Origin of the sequence: Clostridium pacaense (assembly GCF_020709765.2) — a bacterium.
Classification (GTDB): domain Bacteria; phylum Bacillota; class Clostridia; order Lachnospirales; family Lachnospiraceae; genus Enterocloster; species Enterocloster hominis.
In genome coordinates this window covers 1-25,486 of the sequence record NZ_JAJFEB020000014.1, presented here as the reverse complement: position 1 = coordinate 25,486, position 25,486 = coordinate 1, and the positions used below count along the sequence as shown (strand labels likewise).

Sequence of the window (25,486 nt, the reverse complement as noted above, 5' to 3'; positions counted from 1 at the left end):
ATATAAAAGACGGAGGTGGATTCTGGCCTCAAAGCCAGAATCCAAGGTGCTCTGAACGTAGAAAGTCCTTCAGGATTTCTATGTGAATAGCACCGATCCTCCGTCTTTTATATTGTCAGGGCCTTAGAAGCTGCCCCTCCGGAACTTAGCGTCCTACCGCCCGCCGTCCAAATGAATCCTCCGGCCCTGTCCGGTTCATCTCCAGGTAACGCCCGCCCTGGCCCGCTCCGCGGACGTACCCACCTCACAACCCCAGCCTCACATACTGCTCCGCCGGCGCATCATTCTCCTCCATAAGGCGCACCATATTCATCTTCATCCGCGCCTCCACTGCGTCATCCCGGATGGGATGTTCCTGTTTGGGATCCTGTTCCAGGTCAAAGAGCATTGTGCCATACTCCATCAGCTTCCTGGGCGGGAAGCCAAGGGTACTGATTCCGTATCCGCCTTTAATCTGCAGGACAGGCATGCCTTTTGTAAATGCAAATCCCTCACATAACTTGGCTGTGCGCATTTCCTCCACGCCGATGGCGCCGGGATAGCTGGAGGGTTCAAGGATATAGTTAAACAGTTCATTTTCCTTATCCGGCACCGGGCATCTCATGTACACATACCGGCCGTCCGTGATGTTTACATGGACACCGTGCTGGCCGAACAGGGCATACTCCCTGATCCGGGTATCATCCACCATGGTCTGATACAGTGATTTTCCCTGCATGTCCTCCGGGATATCCTGATGGAAGAAGTCCAGCAGGGTAGGCGCAAGGTCTATGGTCTGCACCAGGGCCTGGCGCCGTTCCCCTCTGACCCCTGCCCTTGGGTCCCAGATAAACAGCGGCGTATGGGCAATCTCGTTAAAGTACGGCATCATGACCTTTCCCCACCAGTTATGTTCACTGAGGATGAACCCATGGTCCGTATTCACAATCAGCATGGTATCCTTCCACATGTCATACTTATCCATCATATCCAGCACCTTGCCAAGGTATGTATCACACATGGTCACAAGGGCCTTGTACTCATTGATGCAGTGCTGCACCTGCTCCGGCGTCTCAGCCACCTCATGGTAGCCCGGCCAGTCAAACATGATGCCGTCATACCCATCCTTATAAAAATCCTTATATTTCTGCGGGGTGAAAAATGGTTCGTGGGGATCGAAGTTCTCCAGCTGGAGATACCAGTCATCCTCCTCATGATTATCCTCTATGAAATCCAGGCCATTGGAAAAATTCACTGCAATGGACTGGTTTTCCTCCTCCCTCATATAATGGCGGTTAATATATTCCTGTCTCCCGCATGCATCCTTGCGGCCGTCAATATGAGGCGGCGCCTCCCATTTAATCCTTCCCTTCCAGCAGTCCCCCTCCTGTCCCCGCACAAACTCAAAGGTATTATATTTTGTCTGGTAATTACATCCCCCTTCTTCCCAGTAATGCCAGTGGTCCGTGGTCAGATGGGTGTAAATACCGTTGTTCTTAAGGATTTCCGGCATGGAATCATCGTATGGTTCCAGGGGGCCCCAGCTCCGGTGAAGGAAGTTATACCTCCCCGTATGTATTTCCCTTCTGGCAGGCATACAGGGAAGGCTTCCCGCATAACAGTTGTCAAAGGTCACTGTACGGGACGCCAGACGCTCAAAATTCGGTGCCACGATATCCTTATAGCCATAGGGCGGAAGCATGTGCCTGTTCAGGGAATCAAACATTACCATAATTGCTCTCATCTGCTTATTTTCTCCTTATCATTCTATTTGTTACATCTGTTTCACCTTCATGTGATACATTCTTAGATTCCGGACTACATCTGTATATTACATCTGTATATTACATCTTCACATTACATCTTTACATTACATCTTTACATTACATCTTTACATTAAATCTTCACCCTGCAGTCTTACGCCGCATCCCTACTCGTCATCATGTGCCCCAACCCCTGCAGGCGGTGTAATCTGCCTTACGCCAAATGCCAGCACCAGAAGGGTCACGATATATGGGATCATTGCCATGATCTGGGACGGCACCCCATATCCCTGAAGACTTATCTGCACTGCGTCAGAGAAGCCGAATATCAGGGCGCAGAGTACAACCATGATTGGATTGTATCTTGCCAGTATCATGATGGCCACGGCAATGTATCCCCTGCCAGCCGACATATCCCTTACATACATATCCAGATGGTCGATGGACAGGTAGGCGCCGCCCAGACCGGCCAGCATGCCGCAGCATACCACTGCAATGTATTTGATTCTGTGTACCGGAAGTCCCACCGTGGCTGCGGCCTTGGGATTCTCCCCCACCATTCTCAGGCGCAGGCCAAACCGCGTCCTAAACAATACAAAATATTCTGCCGCAACCGCTGCCAGCATGATAAATGTAATGGGCGATGTAAGCACTCCCTGCTTAATGGAAGCAACCTGGGGGGACGATCCTTTGTTGTTCCAGATCAGCTGCATGAGAAGGGTGGTGGCAGCCACTGCCAGAAGATTCAGCCCGATTCCGCTGATGACCTGGTTTACTTTATAGCGCACGCTTAAAATCCCATGGCACAGGCCGAACAGCGCGCCCCCGGCAACGCCGCAGAGAATGGCCGCAGCCACATTTCCCGTATAATAGGAGCCAAGAACGCCGCAGAAGGCCCCCATGGTCATCATGCTCTCAAGTCCCAGGGCCATGATGCCGCTTCTTACCGATATGACGCCTCCCAGGGCCGCCAGGATCAGCGGCACCGACATGCTGAAGGTGGATGTGAATATGGATATTATCTGGTTCATGCCGTCCTGCCTCCTTTCACGGATATGGCTGTATGTTTCCGGTTCATCCTCAGGATTTCCTTTACAAGAAGGGGCGCCGCGACCAGAAGGATGATCAGTGCCTGGATCACATCAATGAATTCCGTGGGCACTCCCGTGGTCCTGTTAAGCACCATGCACCCTGCCCTCAGGGCACCAAAAATAATGCCGGAGAGTATGACGGCCACCGGCCTGTCAGCCGCCAGTGCTGCTACCGCAATGCCGTCAAAACCATAACCGGAGGAAAATCCTGCAATCAGCCGCCTGTCCACGCCCATCACATGGGTGCCTCCCAGGAGTCCCGCAATGGCACCGCTGATCAGCATGGCGATGATCATTACTTTTCCAATGCGGATTCCGGCTGTTTCCGATGCCTTCAGGTTCTGCCCCACACATTTAATCTCGTAACCGATCACGGTCCGGTCAAAGAGCAGCTTAATGACGATACAGGCCGCTGCCGCAATGATGATGGCAATTGTGAGCTGTGTCTTATCCACGATTTTAGGAAGCCATATGGCTTCAGCAAACTTGGCTGTCTGGGCAATGCTCTTCCCCTCCTCTTTCAGGGGATAGTTCACCGCGTACTCCACAAAGTTCACCGCAATGGTGTTAAGCATCATGGTGGCGATTACCTCATTGGAGCCGAAACGTACCTTCATGAATCCCACCAGTCCCGCATACAGCCCGCCAAAAACCATTCCGCATAACAGGGCAAGTATGATCCAGGGAACCGGAGGAAGGTTAAGGGGGAGCAGGGCAAACATGGATGTCCCCAATGCCCCGATATAAAGCTGCCCTTCGATTCCAAGGTTAATCAGGTTCGCCCTTTTAGCCACCGTATAGGCCATCCCTGCAAATATCAGCGGCGTTGCCTGCACCAGTGTCTGGCATATGGCCTTCTTGCCCCCGAAAGCGCCCTTCATGATTGCCCCATATGCCTCAAATGGATTGTACCCGCAGATGAACATGATTACCCCGCCCAGGATCAGGGCCAGGATCAGGGCTGTAAAAGACATGTTCTTAGCCAGGACGGCCTTTACACCGTATGATTGCTTTGCAGCGCCTGTGGCGGGCGCCTTACTTCCTGTGCCGCTCATATGGAAGCCCTCCTTTCTCCTTTGGCCCCGGTCATCAGAAGTCCCAGTTCCATATCGTCAAACTCTTCCGGCCGCCCTTCTGCCACCAGCTCCCCATCATAAATCACGGTGAGACGGTCACTGAGGCTCTTCACCTCATCCAGGTCAGCCGAGATAAGCAGCACTGCCTTTCCTTCATCCCGCAGGTCCAGGAGGCGTTCATGTATATACTCCATGGCTCCGATGTCCACACCCCTTGTGGGCTGGGCCACAATGATGATGTCCGGGTCCTCGCTGAAAACCCTTGCGATTACGATTTTCTGCTGGTTTCCACCGGAAAGGGAACTTGCCTTCACCAGCGGGTTAGGCGCCTTAATCCTGAATTCCTGTAAAAGGCTGTCGGCAAAATGTTTCATTTTCTTCCTGTCCAGGATTCCGTTTTTCTGGAAACGGCCCTGGTAGCCCAGAATCATATTATCCAGAATGGACAGATCAAGCACCAGTCCCCTGGTCATGCGGTCCTCCGGGATATGGCCGATGCCTTTCCTTATGAACTCATCCGGCCCGCCCTTTATGGGCTGCCCATCCTTCTCCATATCCAGTCTGTCCGGATGGCAGATTCCTGTAAGGCATTCAATCAGTTCTGTCTGTCCATTTCCCTCAATGCCCGCGATTCCCAGGATTTCCCCCTTCTTAAGCTCCAGGGAAATGTGGTTGAGTATGTATCTGTCCTTTTTCTTAAGGGTGATATCCCTGACCCGCAGCGCTGTCCCGCCCACAGACCTGGCCTTTCTTGAAACGCCCAGGGTCACTTCACGGCCCACCATCATCTGGGCCAGGCTGTCCGCGGTGGCCCCTTTGATGGATACGTGGCCGGTAATCATTTTCCCATCGCGCAGCACGCTGATGCTGTCCGCAATGGCCAGCGTCTCCTTCAGCTTGTGGGTGATGATTACAATGCTCTTATTCTGGGCCTTTAACTCCCTTAAAATATGAAACAGCTCTTCAACCTCCTGAGGTGTAAGAACTGCTGTCGGCTCATCCAATATTAAGATATCAGCATTGCGGTAAATCGCTTTCAGGATTTCCACCTTCTGCTGTTCCCCCACAGACAGACCGCTTACCTTCTGGGAAGCCCGGATTCCAAACCCGTACCTGTCAATCATCTCCTGCACCTTGCGTTCCGCTGTTTCCCGGTCAAACACAATCCCCTTTACAGGTTCGCACCCCACAACGATATTTTCCGTCACTGTCAGTACCGGTGTCAGCATGAAATGCTGGTGCACCATCCCAATCCCCAAATCTATGGCCTGTTTCGGGGATTTGATGGCCGTAGCCGTACCTTTCACGAAAATCTCCCCTTCGTCCGGCTTACAGATGCCGTAGAGGATTTTCATCAATGTGGATTTGCCTGCCCCGTTCTCCCCCAGGAGGGAGAGGATTTCCCCCTCCTCAAGAAGGAAATCCACATTATCAAGGGCGCGGACCAAGGGGTACTGCTTTGTAATGTTCCTCATTTCAACTGCATACATTGCCTTTCCTCCTGTAACCCTTTAAACCCCTTTTATTTTGTGTACTGGTTTGCCTGTACCCATGCATCTAATTCATCCGCATTCTTGCAGGGCACCAGTTCTCCTGATGCAATCCTGCCTCTGATATCATCGACCGCTGCCTTGATATCATCGGGAACCGCCACATTGGAGCCTTCCATATCACAGCCCACTGCATTTTCCTTCATGCCGCTCATGTGAAGCCCCGGCTCCCATGTGCCTTCCACTATACTCTTGACCTCATTGTAGACCATCTCATCCACGCTTCTCACAGAGGATGCCACAATGTGGTCAGGATCCTCCCCATTCTGGTTCGGTCCCACGCCAAAGGCGTAGCGGTCAGCTTCCTTTGAAGCGCCGAACACACCAAGGCCGGACGCGCCTGCTATACACTGGATGAAATCAGCGCCCTTGCTGTACATGGAAAGTCCCATTTCCTTGCCCTTACCCGGGTCGTTAAACGCGCCGACCACGCCTTCCAGCACTTCCACATCCGGATTCACATACTTGGCCCCGGCCGTGAATCCCACAACGCCTTCCCTCAGGTTTGGCAGGTCCATTCCCATAATCACGCCAATCACATTATCCTCATTGGCCAGTTCCATGTCGCTTAATGTCCCCATGCCCGCAATCACGCCTGCCAGGAAGGTCTGTTCACTCCACTCGGTCTGCACCGTGCTCACGCCATCGATTTCAGCCGCGCTGTCCAGAAGGGAAATCTTCTGGTCCGGAAACTCCTCGCTTATCTCGGTAATGGGTTCCTCCTGGTCACTGGCAATGGCAATGATCAGGTCATATTCCTCAGTCTCAGCAAACTGCCTGTCAAGCGGAAGCAGGTCACTGACTGAACTGGGCTCCACATAGTCAAATTCAATCCCAAAATCCTCCTGGGCCTTTGTAATCCCGGCATAGGCCATATCGTTGAAATTCTTATCCCCCAGACCGCCTGTGCTCAGCACAAGCCCTACCTTCATCTTGGAACCGTCCTTTGCCCCCTCTGCCGTATTGCCTGAACCGGACCCACCGTCTGTACTGCCTCCGGCATTTTCCTTCTTATCCGTCCCAGCCTCAGCCGTGGTGCCTCCTGCGCCGCTGCCTCCGTTGCCAGATCCCTGGCTTCCTCCGCAGCCAACAAGTGAAACTCCCATAACCATTGCCAAACATAATGCTGTCAATCTGACCTTCCTCATAGTGCCCTCCTTTTATCACGCTGTGAATATGTCTTTATCTATTAGGAATTTTAATACAAAATAGTTTATATATAAAGAAAGGCTGCCAACCATTTTAAAAAGTATTTTAACTTTTTCTGGTCAGCAGCCGCTGGTCTATGCAACTTTTTTAACTTTATGCAACTATTTTGACATATGTCCTGCCACGTCCCTCATCTGTCCGCCTTCGTTCCCCGGGCGCCGCCTGTATTCCTCTGGCTCCGGGTGACCTCCGGTCCCACTCCCATGAAATCCCTGTACATTTTAGAAAAATAACTGGGCGTGGTATAACCAACCGCATAGGCAATCTCATATATCTTCATATCCGTGTTAATCAGCATGTCCCTTGCCTTGTTAAGCCGGTAGGACATCAGGTAACTGCTGAACTTCTCCCCTGTTTCCGACTTAAAAAGCCGGCTCAGGTATTCCGGGGAACGGTATATATACTGCGCCACCTCATTCAGGGAAATGTCCCTGTTGTAATTATTATGGATATACCGTATGGCATCCCGCACGCTCTGGGAGTATCTGAAATTATCCTCAGAGTAAATCCTGTTTACCAGATTCCTGCACAACCCGCCGCATACCTTCAGCGTCCAGTCCATATCCTGATGATGCTCCTCTGAGAAATCCGGTATGTGGGCCGCACATATCTCCTCAATACGTATCACCAGCTGGATGCACATCTCCTTCACCCACTGGATATCCGCAAACGGCGCGCCGTGAAGGCTTTGGAACCACTGCACCAACGCTTCCTGGATGACCTCCTCCCCTTCATACAGGATACCCGCCAGGATTTTCTGGCAGTTCTTCTTAATGGACGCCCGGTCCAGGGGCAAAAGCTCCATTGCATCCTCTATCCTCAGATATCCAGTATCCAGAAGGAATGTGTAGCGCAGCATCTTCTCCGCCTCCTCAATGGCTTCCATGATGGATGCAAGTCCCTTCCCCATATGACCGGACACCATAAGCCCCAGATTCTCCCTCCGGCAGCCTTCTGAAAACCACTCTGCTGCTTCCGTCAGTTCATCCCCGCTCCCAGCCTGGAATATCAGGTAAATGCTCCTGTTTTTCAGGGCCGGGCCAATGGCATGGATTTTCCTCTCCCCCACAAGCCGGTCCATTACCTCCTTCTGCCTCACGCCGTCCCTCTGTTCAAACGCCGTAACCAGGAACAGCTCCCCGGGCCTGAAGCCATGCCTTTTCCAGAAATCCTCCAGGAACTCCTTATTATCCAGATTATAATAACAGTCAAAGATATCCAGATAACCGTTGGAATAACAGTCCTTTTCCTTATTCCCGGCCTTCTCCTGTATTTCCCCGTATATTTCCTCCAACGTACTGAGGATATCACGTCCACGCAGCTCCGACTTAAGCAGATACTTCTTGGCGCCATAGGTCACAGCCTCCCTGGCATAGGAAAACTCGGCGTAATTGGTCAGGATGACAAAATTCGTATAAGGGCTGACCTCCAGGACCTTCTTCATCAATTCAATCCCGTCCATGCCCGGCATTTTAATATCCGTAATCACCACATCCGGCTGATGCTTAAGAGCCATATCAAATCCCTCATTCCCGCTTTCAGCCACCGCCGCAATCTCAAACTCAGGGTTCCCGCCCCGCTCAATACTGAACTGAATCCACTCCCGGATAGGGGTTTCATCATCCACAATCAATATCTTCATCTCAGCCGCTTCCTTTCAGTGGTGGAAGGCATCACCAGGATAACCTCCGTTCCCCGGCCTTCCTCGCTTATGATTTTCAGCCCATAAACATCCCCAAAATTCAGTTTCAGACGCTCATTCACATTCTTAATCCCTACCTTGTTGATGTTCATATCCTTATTCAGGACCGTGCTGATTTTCTCAGCATCCATCCCAACCCCGTCATCCTTCACGCTGACACAAAGGTTTCCTTGGTCCATATAACTTTTTATCCTTATATGGCATACCTTATCCTCCTTCAGGCTGTAGAAAATTGCATTCTCCACAATGGGTTGGAGGATGAAATCCGGTACAAGGGCTGGAAGCGTGCTTTCCTCAACATCAAACACCACCTCGACCCGTTCCCTGTACCTCGCCTTCTGAAGGTTAACATAATGTCTCAGCGTCTCCATTTCCTCCCGCAGTGTAATGAACTGTTCGGTCCGGGACAGCGTCTTCCTGAGGATTTTGGAGAAATCAATCAGCATGTCCTCTGCCTCTTCATTTTTCCCCATCTCCACATAAAACCGGATGGAGCTTAAGGTATTATATATAAAATGCGGGTTAATCTGGGCCTGAAGGAAATCCAGTTCCAGCAGGTGCTTCTTGCGGTCCATGGCCCGTATCTCCTCCACCTGCTTCTCCAGCCGGTCCACCATGTAATTAAAAGAATCCGCAATCTCCGCAAACTCACCCTTCCCCCGTTCCTGGCTGCTGATCCGCACATCAAACCGTCCCTCTGCCACCTGGCTCATCTTATCCTTAATCTTATCCACCGGTTTGATGATCCGCTTCCTGGAAAATATAGTCAGGGGATACAGGCACAGCACAAAGGCTGCAATCAAAAGGAGGCTGAAATACCCGGTCCTATCAAGTGTCGCCCATATCTCATGTACATTAATCCGCTCCATCAGATACCAGTCCGTTCCCAGGATATTTTCATAAAAATACATATAATCCTGTCCCTGGTCCGCCACGGTCCGGTATCCTGCCACAGGGATGAAACCGGATGTGCCTGAATCCAGAGCCAGGCCTCCTGCCGGCAGCTTTCCCGGTTCCTGATCTGTCCCCTGGCCTGTTGTCTGGTACAGCCCATGATCCATCTGGTACAGCCCATGGTCCAGCGCCTGCTTTGATTCCTGTCCAGAACCCATCATCGGTTCCCCAACAGCCGGCCATCCGCCAATCTCGCTCTTATTCTCCCCTGAAACAAGGGTTCCGCTGTTGCTGACAATACAGAACTTCCTGTCCTTCCCCCTCATATCCGAGTATGAATCATACAGGACCTTCTCGCTGAAATGCATCAGCACATACCCCTCCACCTGTTCACTGAGCAGGTCCTTGACTGGTTCTATCAGATAAAAACCATGCCTGTACAGACCTCCCTCATCGCTGCGGACAGGTCCGTCTAACAGCACATAATCCGGCATATCCTCCCCCACCGGCGCTGCCTTTTTAATATAATCCACGGCAGTTTCCCAGGTAACCACCGGCCGGTCACTGCTGTATCGCAGTCCCTGCAGGTCATAGATATAAATCCTGAAAATATTCCCCCGCTTATAATTCTTATAAATCTCATCCTGCACAAGCCCGTCCACATATCCGTCCATGGAATCACCGGTATCCTGTGTCCAGCCAGCTTCTGCATACGCTGTTTTTTCCTCCTGTGCCAGCCACTGTGTCACCCTGGCATTCTGGGCAATATTAGAAAGGCTCTCCTTCAGGGAGCCCAGCGTATCCGCCGTACCATTGGCAGACTGTTTCAATATAGCCTGGTGTAATTTAATAATCTCATTCCCCACCACACCTTTAGAAAAACGTATGATTGCGGTCCCCATGATTCCCACCAATATAACCACCAACAGGAACAATATGAGGAAATGTCTTTTAATATAACTTACCTTATTCTTCGAAGTCATGACAGTCTCCTTATATGAGACAGGATTACCGGCCTATGCTATCGATTATACCATACTTGCAGACGATTCCCCATTAATTTATAACCGGGATTACAAGTTCCAGAACCACTCATCCATTAACCAATAGAAATCCTTTCATATCATTCCCGGAATCCCCCAGTCCGCGAAGGGGGCCAGGGCTGGTCTTATCTTGAGGAGGGCGGGCGCAGCCGGGGGATTCATTCGGGCGGCGGGCCATAGGACGCATAGTGGAGGAGGCCGCAGCTTCTTAGGTTCTGGCAACAAAAAAGGCGGAGGTGGATTCTGGCATCAAAGCCAGAATCCAAGGTGCTCTGAACGTAGAAAGTCCTTCAGGATTTCTACGTGAATAGCACCGATCCTCCGTCTTTTTTGTTGTCAGGGCCTTAGAAGCTGCCCCTCCGGAACTTAGCGTCCTATGGCCCGCCGCCCGAATGAATCCCCCGGCTGGGCCTGCCTCACCTCAAGATAAGGCCCGCCCTGGCCCCCTTCGCGGACGTCTCCCCGCCAAACCTCCATCCATCAAACCAACTTCCCCAATATACTCTCCCCAATGGTCCCCTCCGGCATCTTCACGCCAAAGTTCTCCGCAATGGTAGCTCCAACGGCTGCGAATGTATCTGTTTCCTCCAGCCTTCCTGCTCCCTCAAACTTCTTCGAATACATCAGAAGGGGCACCTGCTCCCTAGTGTGGTCCGTGCCTGAGTAGGTTGGGTCGTTGCCGTGGTCGGCCGTAATCATCAGAAGGTCGTCCTCCCTAAGACCAGCCAGCGCCTCCCCCAGCTTCACATCAAACATCTCCACTTCTTTTGCATACCCTTCCGGATTCCTGCGGTGTCCCCACAACGCGTCAAAATCCACCAGGTTCACGAAGCAAAGTCCCTCAAACTCCTCATCCCTTATGATATCCACGGTCTGCTCCATGCCATGGACAGAGCTTTTGGACTTATATGCCTTGGTGATGCCTTCCCCGTCAAAGATATCCCTTATCTTACCAACGGAAATAACCTCATATCCATTGTCCTTCAGCGCATCCAATGCAGTCCTTCCGGTTGGCTTAAGCGCATAGTCATGGCGGTTGCTGGTCCGTTTAAATTCACCCTTTTTCTTCCCCACATAGGGCCTGGCGATGATACGTCCCACCCTCCACTCATCCCTCATGGTCAGTTCCCTTGCAATCTCACAGCAGCGGTACAGCTCATCCAGGCCAAAGGTCTCCTCATTGCCGCATATCTGCAGTACGGAGTCCGCGGATGTATAAACAATCATATGCCCGGTGGCAATCTCTTCCTCTGCCAGCTCATCCAGTATCTCGGTTCCGCTGGAACTCTTATTGCCGATTACCTTATGTCCGGTGCGTTTCTCTAACTCCTCAATCAGCTCCTGCGGGAATCCTGTCTCCGTAAATGTCACGAATGGCTTCACGGTCTTAATCCCCATCAGCTCCCAATGTCCTGTCATGGTATCCTTGCCGCAGCTTTCCTCATTCATGACAGTATAATATCCGGCGGGCTTTGAAACAGGCTCCACCCCTTTTAACGGGTGCAGGTTGGCAAGCCCCAGGCGCTGTAAGTTAGGAATCTCCCAATGGTCCACGCTGTCAGCGATATGCCCCATGGTATCCGCGCCCTGGTCCCCGTAATCCTTTGCATCCTTTCCATTTCCGGCTCCGAAAGAATCAACTACAATCACAAATACACGTTTGAATTTTCCCATCCCGTCTTAATCCTCCATCATGGCAGCTGCCTTAAGCGCAACTTCCATCATATTGCCAAATGCCTCCTGACGCTCCTTTGCGCTTGTCTTCTCCCCGGTCACCATGGAATCAGAGATGGTAAGCAGGCAGGCAGCCTTCTTTCCCAGTACCCTGGCATTGTGGAACAGTGCAAAGCTCTCCATCTCCACACATTCACAGCCATGCTTTTCATGGATTTCCTTAAAACCATCCATTCCAGGCTCACTGTAGAAAACATCGCTGGAGTGTATCTTTGCAGGCTTCACCTCAATCCCGCATTCCTTCCCGGCTTCCATTATCACCTTGTTAAGGTCTGCATCCGGATATTTAACATCTGCCTCATCACCATTCTGGGTCTTTCCGAAGCTGGACTCGCTCCAGCATTCCTCTGCCAGGACAACATCATACAGTTTAAGCCTTTCCGTATATGAGCCTGCGGAACCGATACGGATAATCCGCTCCACCCCATACTGAGTGAACAGCTCATAAGAATAGATACCGATACTCGGCATCCCCATGCCGCTGGCCATGACAGTAACCTCTTTGCCCTGGTATCTGCCTGTAAATGCATAGATGTTGCGGACCTGATTCACTAACTTCACATCGGTCAGCCAGTTCTTGGCAATGAATTCCGCCCTCAGCGGATCTCCCGGCATCAATACTGTTTTTGCGATTTCCCCTGGTGCAGCGCTATTGTGTGGTGTTCCCATAATATAAACCTCCTCTTTCTCTTGCATTTCATCTGGTTTTATTTTAAACTCAATATAAGTAATTAAAAATGCCAAATGTCACCTTTTTTCCAATTATATCACTTTTTTACCGAGGAATCCATCATGACCTGGGAACGCATACTAAAAAACTGCAGGAAGTATGACTGCTATCCGACCATCGAGTCATTCTTTTCAACCTGCCCGCCCCTAATCCGCAACTATCTGACCCTCCAGACCTTCCCGGCGGGCCAGCTTCTCATCCAGGCCGGAGCGCCCTGCAACACGGTCTATATCCTTGTGTCCGGCAGGCTTCAGGCCATTGAGGAAAAGGCTGGGGACATTCCCTACAGTTTCTTTGATCTGTCCCCCTTTGATATTGTAGGCGACTATGAGCTTTTTTCAGAAGACACGGAAAGCTATGTGACGGTGAGGGCCTGGGAACCATCCGTCTGCCTTACCATTCCCCCCAGGTTCTATCTTAAGTGGCTCAGCGCGGACAGCACCGCCCTCTTCTTCCGTACCAGGCTGCTGATGAAAAAGCTGTCCCTGCAGCTGAATTCCAGCCGCCGTTATCTGTTAATGTCCTACGGACAGCGGTGCATGTACATCATCTGCCAGGAAGCCGGCAAGGTTTCCCCTGTAAACGGAATCTTTTGCCTGAAACTCAACCGCGAGTTCCTGGCAACAAAAACCGGCTGTTCCCTTCGTACAATCCACCGTATCCTGAAGGAAATGGCACAAAAGGACATGCTGGCCCTGTCCGGCGGAAAACTCCTTCTGACCCCAGGGCAGCTGGAGGATATGATGCATGGAGTGGAGCCTTATTCATGATCCAATGCCTATCTGGATATTCACTCCCTCCATCCACACCCCCGGAAACCTATTTAAACATATATAGTTTCATCCTAAAGCCTATCTCCTATTCCCCACCGCAGCCCCAATGAAATCCAGCACCTTATTAATATTTTCCTCCGTCTCAAAAAGAACGGAAGAGTGGATGGCCCCGGGAAGGATCTGAAGCCTCACCCGCTCCTCCCCGCAGACCCTATTGGCCTTCATGGCAAAGCGGACAGACTGCTGCATGGGCAGTATCTGGTCCCCGCTTCCATGCTGGATGAAGAGCGGCGGCATATTCCTATGGATATGATGGATAGGGCTGGCCGTCCTTACCACCTCCTCCCCGCTTCCCGGATTCGCCCCCAGGAACAGGGTGCACACCCCATCCTCCTGATTATGGAATGGGAAAATGCTGTCCTCCGTCAGCGGAAACGCAGGTTCATACTCACTCTCATCCCGGTCCGTGCGATTAGATACAAGGAAACGTCCTATGATACAATTGGTTTCCAGCTCCTCGTCAGCCGTCAAAAAGTCGGTCTGGGGATACCAGGCCACCCCGGCTGCCAGGCCCGCGTCCATTTCCCTGTACGGGTCTGTTTCACTGTCAAAATACCTGTCCTGTGCGCACAGACATCCCATCAGGGTCATATATCCTCCTGCGCTCCCGCCCCATGCAGCCAGCCGGTCCGGACAGATGCCCCATTCCTCTGCATTGGCCTTTATGAAGCGTATGGCCCGTTTAATATCCCTGACCGGTTCCGGAAACCCAACCTCCCCTGCAAGCCTGTAATTCAGCCCAATCACTGCAAACCCCCGCTCAAGTCCTGCAAGCATCGGTTCTATCATCTCCTTCTGGCGCTTGTCGCAGGCCACATACCCGCCGCCATGGATGCTGATGATGGCCGGGAAAGGCCCCTGTCCCTCAGGCAGGAACACATCCAGCTTCTGGGACGGTGAATCCTGCCCGTACGCCACATCAAAATACCCCCTTCTTCCTTCCACTGAAACCATCGGTCCATTCTTTCTCCACATCCTTACGCTCATTTCTGATCCTCCCTTAAATAATCATTCTTTTTCATTCTCAAAATAATAAATACAACCAACAGCACAGCCACGAACACCAGAAGGATATTGCTGTAAAGCCCCGCATTTCCTTTTGCCAGTGAAGGACCCTCCGCCAGCCCCCTGGCAGACATCATCCTGCCCGTAAGTGTAATCAGAAGCGAGGGACCAATACTGGTCATCAGGTTAAAGAACCCGATTCCCACCCCCACCTGCTCCGGCGCCAGCGTTGAAATCACGATTTCCATAAATGGCGCATACACCAATGCAAAGCCGCCTGCAAACAGGCAAGCGCAGATTCCTAACGCCAACACGCCCCTGTCCGTGCCCAACGCCCCAAAGGCAAGGGCCGCTGCCACCAGGATCAATGCCCCGCATAAGGTACGGAAGCTTTTAAACCGGGTAACAATCCTGCCGCTGTTCATTGCTATGACTGCCGCAAAAACGTAGCTTGGCAGCAGTATCAGGGAAACCTTATCCAGGGTAACCTGATATATCCCCTGGACCATGAAGGGGAACAGGAATGAAAATGAATTCTGGATTCCAAATGTCAGCGCCACCAGCAGTATGGCTGTCACATAATTCCTGTTCCTGAAAAAATCCATATTGATGAATGCCCGCCCGCTCTTGGATATATAGATAAAAAATACCGCCAGCACCACCATTGACAGCAGCAGATACCCCATGCTCCCCATATTAAAATACATGGATATGAGGAATGTGAACCCCACCAACAGCACCAGCCCCGCAATATCCAGCCTGCCCTCCTGATTCAGCCTTTCGTCCGGCACATACCTGCATATGGAAGGAAGGGCTGCCAGCGAGACCAGTGGAATCAGGAACGCATACTTCCATCCGATATAAGTTGCAAAAAAACCTCCCAGCAGGATACCGGACGCCTGTGAGATGGACACGCAGGCAGTATTAAATCCATAATATCTGGCATGCTCCCGTTCCCCTATGTACCTGCTCACCAGGATGATCATCAGCCCGGAACCGCAGGTCCCTCCTGTAATCATCAGGGCAGACGCCCCCAGCAGCATGTAAAAACTCCTTCCCGCTGCCAGAAATCCCATAACCGCCCCCACATCCAGCAGACAAACCCCAAATATCATCAATCTGCGGATACTCAGGTAATCCGACAACGTGGAATAGGCAACCGACGCGACCCCCATCATCAGCATGACCGTCATGCTAAGAAGACTTACCGTGGTAGGGCTGATTCCAAAATCCACTGTCAGCTGCGGGGAAATAATGTTGATGACGCTGATCATGGTAGCGCTTGAAATAAACACCAGCATAATCATGGGAATCACCCGTTTGACATTGTTTTCATCATTCATTTTCTATACCTCCTACTATATTTTTCACTATGTAGTATATCTAGTTGTATAGAATATACTTCTATTGTCAATGTTTGTCAACCATATATCTATTCCCCATGTCTTTTTCGTCAGAACAAACAAAAAAAGCCCATGTCTTTTGGGCTTTTTTCCTATAATCCTAATGATACCAATTCAGCAGTATATCCACTTCCTCATATGGGATGAAATGCTTTGTGAATACCAGCATTTCACCCTTCTGGTTATATATTTCCTCAAAAATCATCAGAAACAGGCGTTCCGGTCGGTAAAACTCCTCTTCCTCAATGCTCTGGCCTTCTGCCGTCACCTTCATCTCCATCCTCACCCGGTGGAAATGCTCATAGATATCACATTCCAGAAATCTCTGAACCTGTTCCTCCTTGTTTAAATCCAGTTCATAGCCATCCAGCACATCCGCCAGGATTGCGGAATAGGAATAACCAATCATCACTCCCTGGAACCTGAACCTGCGCCTGGCCTCCAGTGAAACCGACCCTTTCCGCTTAAAGATATGCTGTATATATTCATTGGCCGGCCTTAATTCCATGGAGAACTCCATCTGATCCGGCTGTCGTCTTAATACCTTCCTGACCGGACTGCCCGGCTTCTCCATCCCCACCTCAGCCTTCACGGTCTGCTTCCTGACGTAATTGCCCATACCATGCCTGGCTTCAATGATACCATCCTCCTTTAACAGGTTCAGGGATTTCCGAAGGGTCATCCTGCTCACATTCATCTGCAGCGCCAGTTCTTCCTCAGGCGGCAGCTTGCTTTCCTCGGGATAAAGCCCCTGCTGTATCAGTCCTAATATCTCATTATATATGATTACAAATTTGGGAAATGCTTTCTTATCACCTGGCACCTGTCCGCCTCCTTTTATCTCCGGCCGCTGCTATCGTTGCTGCTATCATCATAATCAGGATTCAAAAGGGTACTTGAAAAAACCAAGCACCCTGTGTATAATTAACCTAGAGGGAATCAAAAGACAGTCGTATGTCTGATGATTGCGCTTCGGATAACTGCATAATTTTTAGTTATGGGCTATCCTCTAGTTGCGATAGAGGATAGCTATTTTCTATTCTGATGATTATCTATGTAAGTCAATGCTGCTAATATAACCAGCACCAATGTCAACACCTCATGTGTATCCATACTACATTCCCTCCCGGATTTATTTCCGAAGGAAACCACCAGACTATCCTCTGTCCCCTATTTAATTATACACCCCTATTTTAACACTTATATCATAGTATTAATAGGGCTGGGCTAAAAACATAAGCCCAGCCTTTTTAACATGAAACTTTACCGCTGCCTGTCAGCCGTCTGCTGTAAAACCTTATTTTTCCTTTGCCTCGACCATCTTCTTGATATCAGCAATGAAATCCTCCAATACAGCAGCGCCTAAATCACCTTTATCCCTGCTTCTTACCGTGATAGCGCCCTCTGCCGCTTCCTTCTCACCCAGCACCAGCATATAAGGAACCTTTTCAAGCTGGGCCTGACGGATCTTATATCCAACCTTTTCATCCTTATGGTCTAACTCCGTGCGGATACCGGCTGCCTTCAGCTTCTCATAAACGCCCGTTGCATATTCCATGGACTTCTCAGAAACAGGAATGACCTTAACCTGTACAGGAGCCAGCCATACCGGGAACTTACCAGCAAAATGCTCAATCAGGATACCGATAAAACGCTCAATGGAGCCAAAGCATACGCGGTGGATCATAATCGGACGCTTCTTGGAACCGTCCTCCGCCGTGTACTCCAGGTCAAACCTCTGAGGCATCTGGAAATCCAGCTGGATGGTGCCGCACTGCCATGTCCTGCCCAGGGAATCCCTCAGGTGGAAGTCAATCTTAGGCCCGTAGAACGCGCCGTCGCCCTCATTGACAATGTATTCCAGCCCCATATCATCCAGCGCCTTTTTAAGGCCGTTTGTAGCCATCTCCCAATCCTCGTCAGATCCCATGGAATCCTCCGGCCTTGTGGACAGTTCCACAAAATACTCAAATCCAAACTGGGTATATACTTCATTGATCAGCCTGGTAACACCCTTGATTTCATCCTCTATCTGGTCATCCCTCATAAAGATATGGGCATCGTCCTGTGTAAAGCAGCGCACACGCATCAGACCATGAAGCTGGCCGCTCTTCTCATGGCGGTGGACCAGACCCAGCTCGCCCACACGAAGGGGCAGGTCGCGGTAGGAATGAGGCTGGTTCTTATACACCAGCATGCCGCCCGGACAGTTCATGGGCTTAACCGCATAATCCTCCTCATCAATGACGGTTGTGTACATATTATCCTTATAGTGATCCCAGTGACCGGAATTTTCCCACAGCTTACGGCTCAGTATAATGGGGGTGGAAACCTCCTGGTATCCTTCCCTCTGATGGATTTCACGCCAGTAGTCAATCAGCGTATTCTTAAGGGTCATACCCTTTGGCAGGAAGAACGGGAAACCAGGACCTTCCTCAGCAAACATGAACAGGCCCAGTTCCTTGCCCAGCTTCCTGTGGTCGCGCTTCTTAGCCTCCTCCATCATGGTAAGGTAATTCTCTAAATCCGTCTTATTGGCAAATGCAGTACCGTAAATCCTGGTAAGCATCTTATTCTTCTCGCTTCCTCTCCAGTAAGCGCCTGCAATACTGGTAAGCTTAAACGCCTTCACACCCTTTGTATACATGATATGGGGTCCTGCGCACAGGTCCACGAACTCGCCCTGCTGATAGAAGCTGATGGTTTCCTCGTCAGGCAGGTCCTGAATCAGCTCCACCTTATACGGCTCAGACTTTTCCTCCATGAACCTGACTGCCTCATCCCTGGGAAGCACAAATGGCTTAACCGGAAGATTTTCCTTTACAATCTTTGTCATCTCAGCTTCCAGCTTCTCCAGGTCTTCAGGCGTGAATCCGCCCTCCCTGTCAAAATCATAGTAAAACCCGTCATCAATGGCCGGTCCGATTGCCAGCTTTGTCTCCGGGTACAGCCTCTTCACTGCCTGTGCCAGCACGTGGGATGCTGTGTGGCGGATGGCCCTTAACTCATCCTCTGCTTCCTGTACGCTTCCGTCCGGTAAAATAATCTTCATGCTATTACTCCTTTCATCCTCTCTAGGGCGTGTTTGAAAATTCATTCCCCAGGAAATAATTCCGGCATCCTTTGTGGTTATCATGTTTTCTCTCAGTATATGTCCATCCGCCGGAATGGGTAAAGAAAAACCCCTGGACATATCCCTATGTCCAAGGGTGCATATACACGGTTCCACCTTGATTTTCACTCATTGGTCCCTTAACGCGGGATACGGTGTCATTTCCTCCCGGGAATCCGATTAATGCTTTGGGTTCCTGTTACCGTCATCCAACAGATGACCGGCATGGTATCCTTGACACGGCTCAGGACCGGTCTTCATCAATCTTCGGTATACAGCCCTTCCACCAAAGGGGCCGCTCTCTGGATACTTCCCATCGACTACTGATTCCTTCAACGCCATTAACTGCATTTCTGCTAGTTTTGATTATAGCATTTGGCCATGATTTGTCAAGGCTTAAATGATGATGCTCCGTCCTAAAATAAAACTCCCCCATCATTGCAGCCATTGTATCCGCCGGGTATGGTAAGATTGCCGGCGTATTGACCGGAGGAAAAGGGATTATCCCCCAATGCTGACAAAAAACTTCCACGATGTCCATAAAAGTTATCCACCCATGCCGCATAATCAGCCTTCAAATTGTGGATAACATTTACTTTCCGCCTTATTTCTGTTAAAATATATCCTCAGGACCATATACAGATAGTGCCGGGCGGCACTAGATAAGACAAAAGAAGGTGAATACATGAAAATCGTTATTATTGACGGCCAGGGCGGCAAGATGGGAAGATCTGTAATTGAACAGCTGAAGAAACGTTTTCCTGAACTGGAGACATATGCAATCGGAACCAACAGTATTGCCACCTCCGCCATGTTGAAGGCAGGGGCAACCTATGGGGCAACCGGCGAGAATCCCGCCATTGTCAATGCCCAGGATGCGGATATCATCATAGGTCCCATCGGTATCGTCATGGCCAATTCCCTGCTGGGAGAAATCACTCCAGCCATGGCAGCCTCCATCGGTTCCAGCAAGGCATATAAGATACTTATCCCGGTGAACCGCTGTAACCATTACATCGTGGGATGCCAGAACAATACCTTATCCGATTATATAAGCATGGTATGCGATGAAGTAGGGAAGGAAGTGAAATCCATTTGAGGACCATAGAATTTAAAATGGAACGCCAGGGCCTTGTACAGGAAGGCGACAAGGTCAAAATCATTGAGCGGGAGGGAACCAGCAGCTACAGTTATATCATTGACCCCGCTGTAGCCATGTCCGGCTGCTTTCCTTCCAGGTACCGCATCAGATCCGAATATGGCATCATAAAGGAAATCCGTGAAAATTCCAGAGGATTTTATGTGATTGTGGATTTTGATGAGGATGAACCAACCTGATAGGATCTGCCAGCCAAAAGACAGTAAGGAGTAAGGAGGCATGTCAAATGAAGTCATATCTGATAGGAATCCCAGCTGCTGTAAGCGCCGCGTGTCTTTTAACCGGTGGATATCTGTATCACATTGCCCTGGATGCCAAAACAGACAAATCATCCCTGCTGAAACCTACACCAGACACCATACAGCCTGACAATCAGGTGCCCCAGCAGCACAGACAGATTCCCCTGCGGCACAATCAGATTCCCCAACGGCACAATCAGGTTCCTCAGCGGCACAGACAGATTCCCCAGCAGCACAATCAGGTTCCTCAGCGGCACAGACAGATTCCCCTGCGGCACAATCAGATTCCTCAGCGGCACAATCAGATTCCTCAGCGGCACAATCAGATTCCTCAGCGGCACAGGCAAGCCCCTGAAGCAGGCAGCCATCTAATCCGACAATACCAGGACAGATATCTGTATTCCTTTGATAATCTAAAACTCCATGCTTATTTGTGCATGAACACTAAAACAGGCAATCAAAGTCAGGCATCCCTCCAGGCCCGTACAGGCAGCCATTGGGTAATCCTGGTTCACGGATATGCAGATTCCGGCCTGTGGTTCCATGAAGAGGCCCTGGCCTTTTACCGTCAGGGCTTCCATCTGCTGCTGCCTGATGCCAGGGGCCATGGTCAAAGCCAAGGCGCCTACGTTGGCATGGGCTGGCATGACCGTCTGGATATCATAAGCTGGATCCACTGGATTATGGAAAAAGATTCCCAGGCAGAAATTATCCTATACGGTGTATCCATGGGTGCTGCCACCGTCATGATGGCTGCAGGAGAAAACCTGCCCTCCAATGTAAAAGCAGTCGTGGAAGACTGTGGATACACATCTGCATGGGATGTACTGAAATACCAGCTGAACGTACAGTTCCGCCTGCCGGCATTTCCGGCCCTTACCAGTGCAGGTCTGGTCAACTTCATAAAAAACAGATATAGGTTAAAAGACGCTGATGCCGTCAAATGTGTCTCCAGGGCAAAAGTCCCGATTCTCTTCATCCATGGCACAGAAGACAGGTTCGTCCCCTTTGAGATGTCCAGGACACTCTATGATGCCTGTAACAGCAAAAAGGAATACCTTGCAGTAGAAGGCGCCGCCCACGTAAAATCTGCCATGGTGGGCGGCCCAGCCTACTGGGATAAGGTATTCCAGTTCATCAATCAATATATCTCCTAACCAATCGGTACAATCCTGACCTCATCAGTGGATTCTGTTGCCGGCGGAATCGTAGGCACCGGAACCGTGACCTCCTGACCCGGTTTAACGGTTCCTGCCACAGTGCCACCCGGCATGGCCGGATTTCCAGCCTGGCTACCTGAATTTGTCCCCTGACTGCCCGGATTCCCCGCCTGGCTGCCTGGATTCGTCCCCTGGCTGCCTGGATTCGCACCCTGACTGCCCGGATTCCCAACCTGATTACCTGGATTCGCAGCTTGGCTGCCTGGCGCCATGGTCTGTGCAGGTATCTCTCCTGGCAATGTCTCTATGGGTACGATTACCTCATCCCCTCCCTGGCTGCTCTCTTCTTCCTTTGACACATCTATAGCAGCCATATCAATCAGACTTCTGTCAGCCCCATTTAATTCAACCGCCTTACTCCAAAGCACACTTGTTATTCCGCTGCTTTTACTCCAATCACAATCATGCCACAGGCAGATGACCTTGCCGTCTTTAGCCATTACAATCTCCAGCATATCATTCCCATCCACATGCTTACCGGTCCTGGCCGATGCATCATTTATCTTATAAATAGTCCCGTCCCGTGATATAACCGCCGCAACTCCATAAGATCCGCTCCAGATAGAGGGATGGTATTCCCCAAATATCTCGCCCTCATCTTCATAATAATACATATTCTGGATAACACCGGGAAAGGGTTCTGACAAAGCCTGTTTATTCTGTCCATCTAAATCCGTCCTAAATATCCTACTGTACCATTCGCCTCCACTCCCCTTATCCACATAACTGCTGTAATAAATCTGATTATCCACAATACAGTAACTTTGTACACCATAAGTTTCCCTGATAAGGACGGTATCATTGCTATCCTGTTTTGAATTAACAGTTGCCTTTGACCCGCTGCCGCTGAGATAATATGTCCTTCCATCAATGGTAAGCTGTCCATGCTTCACATATTTAATCTCACCGTCTTCCTCTATCCTATAAATCCGGTCACCCACAGCAACACTATTTCCACTGTCGGCCACAGCCGGATTCCCCAGTTCATCCACCAGATAGCAGCTGTCATCCTTAATTACAACTGAATACTTCCCTTCCCCGGCAGCTATCTCCACCCCGGATACGGCAGAATGGATCTGTCCTGCCTGTGCATAATAAATGGTATCATTGAACACCATATAACCGTCTACCTGCTCAGCAATCAATTCCTTTACATTACTTCCCGGCCTCATGCGGAACAGCTTATCACAAAGCCCTTTCTCGGCCTCTGAAAGGCGCGTCAGCTGGCTTTCCTTCACCTTAGGCAGATAATATACATAATCACCATAAGCCCGCATGGAATACCTTGTAGTCTTCTCAGGGGATGTTTCCCCTCCAAGGACCATGATTTTATTCTCCACGGTCTTCCTGTATAGGATTGTCCTAAACAGGCCTGTCCCTTCCTCATCTTTAAGAAAACACCAAAACGCATTGGTCCTTACCAGGCTGTCCAGGTTCTCCCCTGTACTCTCAGGAACATAATCCAAATCAGTCTCAATATTTTTCAGATACCCCTTGGTATCGTGGAGTGTATATATCTGCCCATCCTGTTTTAACTGCCCGGTAACCATGAACCCGTCCTCATTAAAATAATACAGGAATCCATCTATATCCTTCCACTGATCCTTAACAAAACTTTTTGCATCCAGATAATACATCCATCCCTGGTCTGTCTCATTCCATCCCACAGAAGGTTCCTCATCTGTATCGATGGTTATATCCATGGTTTCTTCCTCCCTGGAAAAATCCAGCTGCTTATAATCCGAACTGATTTTCCCAAACACGGAAATAACCACATAAATAGCTGCAACCATCACAATTACAGCAATCAGGATAAGAAATACCATCTTTACGGGCGATTCTTTCTTTTTACGACGTCTGTTCATTTGCTTTTCCTTTGAACCTCTTTTTCTATAATAACTTATAGTATCAGACTTCCCTGGTTTTTACAATGGCGGAAATCTTACAATAAATAAAAAAAGCACCTATCCATAACAGATAATTAAAAATTAAAAGGCAGTATATTTAAGTCATTTAACGCCACTTGACATATTTGCAGGATTGGTATAATATAATAATATCAGGAAGTTTAGTACATATGTTGCACTAAACAAAGCCCCAAAGAGTACCAGTCTTTGGGGCTTCTTTTTGGCTAGCTGTCTTTACGGTTCCGGTCTAACCATTTGCATATGTAGTAACCAGCTACACTTGCCATGACCGAAACCAGGAAGTTTAATACATTAGACATGTTGCACACCCCTTTCCGCTGCGCGGTATAGGGTAGACAGCAAATCTATTATACTATATTTGATCATATACTTACAGCATTAATTATGACATGATTAAAAGTAAATATTAATTACTCTTACCATATGATTTTACATCAGAAAGCACCAGCAGACCCGGAGACTTTAGGTTCCTGTCTCTGGTGCTTATTTATCAAAATAATATTTGTACTATTGACATTTAGAACAAATTATCCTAAATCTTTCCAAGGCAACTATTTTTACATCTGTCAGAAATACCCGAATATTCCTTAGATGGGTACATGCTGATATGGTCTTAGCTTTGACCCGGTAAAGATAAAGGTTCCTAAAACTCCCAAAAAGAATGTCCATGTGCTTTCTTCTGCTGAGATACAATATTTATTGGATTCCGCAAAATTCTCCGTCCTGTGGCTGACTACCAGAAATAAGGCTATAATCGCTTTAATGCTGGACTCTGGTATTAGGCAGAACGAGGTATGCACATTAGTAAAAAAGGGGCTGGATTTTGACCGTGGTGCGTTACAGGTCACCGGGAAGGTTTCCAAAGACCGTTTAGTCCCCTTGGGGTATATTTCCAAAATGTTGCTGGAAGATTATCTGTCCCAATTTCTGCATTGATAACTACAGGTTTCTGCATTGATAACTACAGGAGAACGGGAAATACTGGTGTCTACGATTTAAGCATTTTAATGGGTCATAAAAGCATTGAAACCACGAAAAGATATGAGCACTTTGCACATGAAATAATCGCTGTTGAAAACTGCAATTCCCACCTTGATAACATCTACCTGAAATAAATCTTTTGTGGATAAATCCCCCTAAAACAACGTATTTACGTACTTTTTGGCAATAAAAAAGCACCTATCCATAACAGATAAGTGCCTTAGTGCCCAGAGCCGGAATCGAACCAGCGACACGAGGATTTTCAGTCCTCTGCTCTACCAACTGAGCTATCTGGGCATCTGATGAGCGTGCCGGGGTTCGAACCCGGGACAACTTGATTAAAAGTCAAGTGCTCTACCAACTGAGCTACACACCCAAGATTTAAGTTTTTACATTAAAAATTGCGGGGGCAGGATTTGAACCTACGACCTTCGGGTTATGAGCCCGACGAGCTTCCAGACTGCTCCACCCCGCGCTAATATATAATTATAAATGTTTTAAAATGCTTTGTCAATAAACATTTTAATGGGCGAAGGTGGATTCGAACCACCGAAGGCATTGCCAGCAGATTTACAGTCTGTCCCCTTTGGCCACTCGGGAATTCGCCCTTATTAAATTAGTATATACACTTTTTTAAGAAAAATACTTGAGTGGGGCCTACAGGGCTCGAACCTGTGACCCTCTGCTTGTAAGGCAGATGCTCTCCCAGCTGAGCTAAGACCCCAATAGGTATTTTCTTCAGCGTGTATATGAAAGAAAAACGACCCGGAACGGGTTCGAACCGTCGACCTCCGCCGTGACAGGGCGGCGCTCTAACCAGCTGAGCCACCGGGCC

The 25,486-nt window shown here is 49.6% G+C and carries 20 protein-coding genes and 6 tRNA genes; 5 read left to right on the top strand and 21 right to left on the bottom strand.

The features are described 5' to 3' along the window. Positions 1-244: 244 nt before the first annotated feature. From LK536_RS49625 to deoD, 9 genes are all read right to left on the bottom strand, one after another. Positions 245-1,723, bottom strand: coding sequence for a sulfatase (locus LK536_RS49625; RefSeq protein ID WP_227796547.1), 1,479 nt, complete (start codon positions 1,721-1,723; stop codon positions 245-247). Between the two features lie 186 nt (positions 1,724-1,909). After that, complete coding sequence (locus tag LK536_RS49620; protein ID WP_227796546.1) at positions 1,910-2,773, bottom strand: ABC transporter permease; 864 nt, start codon at positions 2,771-2,773, stop codon at positions 1,910-1,912. Next, entirely contained in the window at positions 2,770-3,888 is a 1,119-nt protein-coding gene (locus tag LK536_RS49615) for an ABC transporter permease (protein ID WP_227796545.1), read from the bottom strand. Before LK536_RS49615 ends, LK536_RS49620 begins: the two co-directional genes overlap by 4 nt. Continuing rightward, a complete protein-coding gene (locus tag LK536_RS49610) occupies positions 3,885-5,399 on the bottom strand; it encodes an ABC transporter ATP-binding protein (protein ID WP_008726708.1) in 1,515 nt (504 codons plus the stop codon). The genes LK536_RS49615 and LK536_RS49610 overlap by 4 nt, the downstream gene beginning before the upstream one ends. A gap of 32 nt (positions 5,400-5,431) precedes the next feature. Next, positions 5,432-6,607, bottom strand: coding sequence for a BMP family ABC transporter substrate-binding protein (locus LK536_RS49605; protein WP_227796544.1), 1,176 nt, complete (start codon positions 6,605-6,607; stop codon positions 5,432-5,434). A 191-nt stretch (positions 6,608-6,798) separates the two neighbouring features. Further along, entirely contained in the window at positions 6,799-8,310 is a 1,512-nt protein-coding gene (locus LK536_RS49600; protein ID WP_227796543.1) for a response regulator transcription factor, read from the bottom strand. Further along, the gene (locus tag LK536_RS49595) at positions 8,307-10,247 is read right to left on the bottom strand and encodes a sensor histidine kinase (protein WP_227796542.1); all 1,941 of its coding nucleotides are present in this window, start codon (positions 10,245-10,247) and stop codon (positions 8,307-8,309) included. Before LK536_RS49595 ends, LK536_RS49600 begins: the two co-directional genes overlap by 4 nt. Positions 10,248-10,787: 540 nt before the next feature. After that, on the bottom strand, positions 10,788-11,981 hold the full coding sequence (locus LK536_RS49590) for a phosphopentomutase (RefSeq protein ID WP_008726713.1): 1,194 nt from the start codon (positions 11,979-11,981) through the stop codon (positions 10,788-10,790). Positions 11,982-11,987: 6 nt separating this feature from the next. Then, positions 11,988-12,710 carry a purine-nucleoside phosphorylase gene (gene deoD, locus LK536_RS49585; RefSeq protein WP_008726715.1) on the bottom strand — a complete coding sequence of 241 codons (723 nt, stop codon included), beginning with the start codon at positions 12,708-12,710 and terminating at the stop codon, positions 11,988-11,990. Between the two features lie 123 nt (positions 12,711-12,833). Here deoD and LK536_RS49580 point away from each other — a divergent pair, with 123 nt between their 5' ends. Next, complete coding sequence (locus tag LK536_RS49580) at positions 12,834-13,541, top strand: Crp/Fnr family transcriptional regulator (protein WP_025484656.1); 708 nt, start codon at positions 12,834-12,836, stop codon at positions 13,539-13,541. Positions 13,542-13,622: 81 nt separating this feature from the next. Here the strand turns inward: LK536_RS49580 and LK536_RS49575 are convergent, their stop codons facing one another. The 4 genes from LK536_RS49575 to thrS all read right to left on the bottom strand — a co-directional run bounded on the left by LK536_RS49575 (position 13,623) and on the right by thrS (position 19,205). Further along, positions 13,623-14,591, bottom strand: a complete 969-nt coding sequence (locus LK536_RS49575; protein WP_227796541.1) for an alpha/beta hydrolase — start codon at positions 14,589-14,591, stop codon at positions 13,623-13,625. Then, positions 14,588-15,952, bottom strand: a complete 1,365-nt coding sequence (locus LK536_RS49570; protein ID WP_227796540.1) for an MFS transporter — start codon at positions 15,950-15,952, stop codon at positions 14,588-14,590. Before LK536_RS49570 ends, LK536_RS49575 begins: the two co-directional genes overlap by 4 nt. A 160-nt stretch (positions 15,953-16,112) precedes the next feature. Beyond that, a complete protein-coding gene (locus tag LK536_RS49565; protein WP_025484652.1) occupies positions 16,113-16,835 on the bottom strand; it encodes a GntR family transcriptional regulator in 723 nt (240 codons plus the stop codon). Positions 16,836-17,309: 474 nt separating this feature from the next. Further along, on the bottom strand, positions 17,310-19,205 hold the full coding sequence (thrS, locus tag LK536_RS49560; RefSeq protein WP_474913182.1) for a threonine--tRNA ligase: 1,896 nt from the start codon (positions 19,203-19,205) through the stop codon (positions 17,310-17,312). Positions 19,206-19,809: 604 nt separating this feature from the next. On the opposite strand from thrS, the gene LK536_RS49555 reads away from it, so the two are divergent. Together LK536_RS49555 and LK536_RS49550 are read left to right on the top strand one after the other, a co-directional pair. Beyond that, on the top strand, positions 19,810-20,223 hold the full coding sequence (locus LK536_RS49555) for a DUF3842 family protein (protein ID WP_008726729.1): 414 nt from the start codon (positions 19,810-19,812) through the stop codon (positions 20,221-20,223). Next, entirely contained in the window at positions 20,220-20,462 is a 243-nt protein-coding gene (locus tag LK536_RS49550) for a hypothetical protein (RefSeq protein WP_008726730.1), read from the top strand. Before LK536_RS49555 ends, LK536_RS49550 begins: the two co-directional genes overlap by 4 nt. A gap of 149 nt (positions 20,463-20,611) precedes the next feature. Here the strand turns inward: LK536_RS49550 and LK536_RS49545 are convergent, their stop codons facing one another. Next, the gene (locus LK536_RS49545) at positions 20,612-20,863 is read right to left on the bottom strand and encodes a hypothetical protein (RefSeq protein ID WP_227796537.1); all 252 of its coding nucleotides are present in this window, start codon (positions 20,861-20,863) and stop codon (positions 20,612-20,614) included. Between the two features lie 96 nt (positions 20,864-20,959). Between LK536_RS49545 and LK536_RS49540 the strand changes: the two genes are divergently transcribed. Beyond that, positions 20,960-21,679: an alpha/beta hydrolase gene (locus tag LK536_RS49540; RefSeq protein ID WP_227796536.1), complete on the top strand. Its 720-nt coding sequence runs from the start codon at positions 20,960-20,962 to the stop codon at positions 21,677-21,679. Here the strand turns inward: LK536_RS49540 and LK536_RS49535 are convergent. Continuing rightward, positions 21,676-23,607 (bottom strand): DUF5050 domain-containing protein, encoded by a 1,932-nt coding sequence (locus LK536_RS49535; protein WP_227796535.1) that lies wholly within the window; start codon positions 23,605-23,607, stop codon positions 21,676-21,678. The genes LK536_RS49540 and LK536_RS49535 overlap by 4 nt on opposite strands. Positions 23,608-24,339: 732 nt before the next feature. Between LK536_RS49535 and LK536_RS49530 the strand changes: the two genes are divergently transcribed. Continuing rightward, positions 24,340-24,606, top strand: a complete 267-nt coding sequence (locus tag LK536_RS49530; RefSeq protein WP_008726735.1) for a tyrosine-type recombinase/integrase — start codon at positions 24,340-24,342, stop codon at positions 24,604-24,606. Positions 24,607-24,875: 269 nt separating this feature from the next. Here the strand turns inward: LK536_RS49530 and LK536_RS49525 are convergent. The 6 genes from LK536_RS49525 to LK536_RS49500 all read right to left on the bottom strand — a co-directional run bounded on the left by LK536_RS49525 (position 24,876) and on the right by LK536_RS49500 (position 25,486). Further along, a tRNA-Phe gene (locus LK536_RS49525) sits at positions 24,876-24,948 on the bottom strand. Positions 24,949-24,954: 6 nt separating this feature from the next. After that, positions 24,955-25,027, bottom strand: a tRNA-Lys gene (locus LK536_RS49520). Positions 25,028-25,052: 25 nt separating this feature from the next. Then, positions 25,053-25,126 (bottom strand) — tRNA-Met (locus LK536_RS49515). A 51-nt stretch (positions 25,127-25,177) separates the two neighbouring features. Continuing rightward, positions 25,178-25,259: transfer RNA gene (locus LK536_RS49510), tRNA-Tyr, on the bottom strand. Between the two features lie 43 nt (positions 25,260-25,302). After that, positions 25,303-25,375: transfer RNA gene (locus tag LK536_RS49505), tRNA-Val, on the bottom strand. 37 nt (positions 25,376-25,412) lie between these two features. Continuing rightward, a tRNA-Asp gene (locus LK536_RS49500) sits at positions 25,413-25,486 on the bottom strand.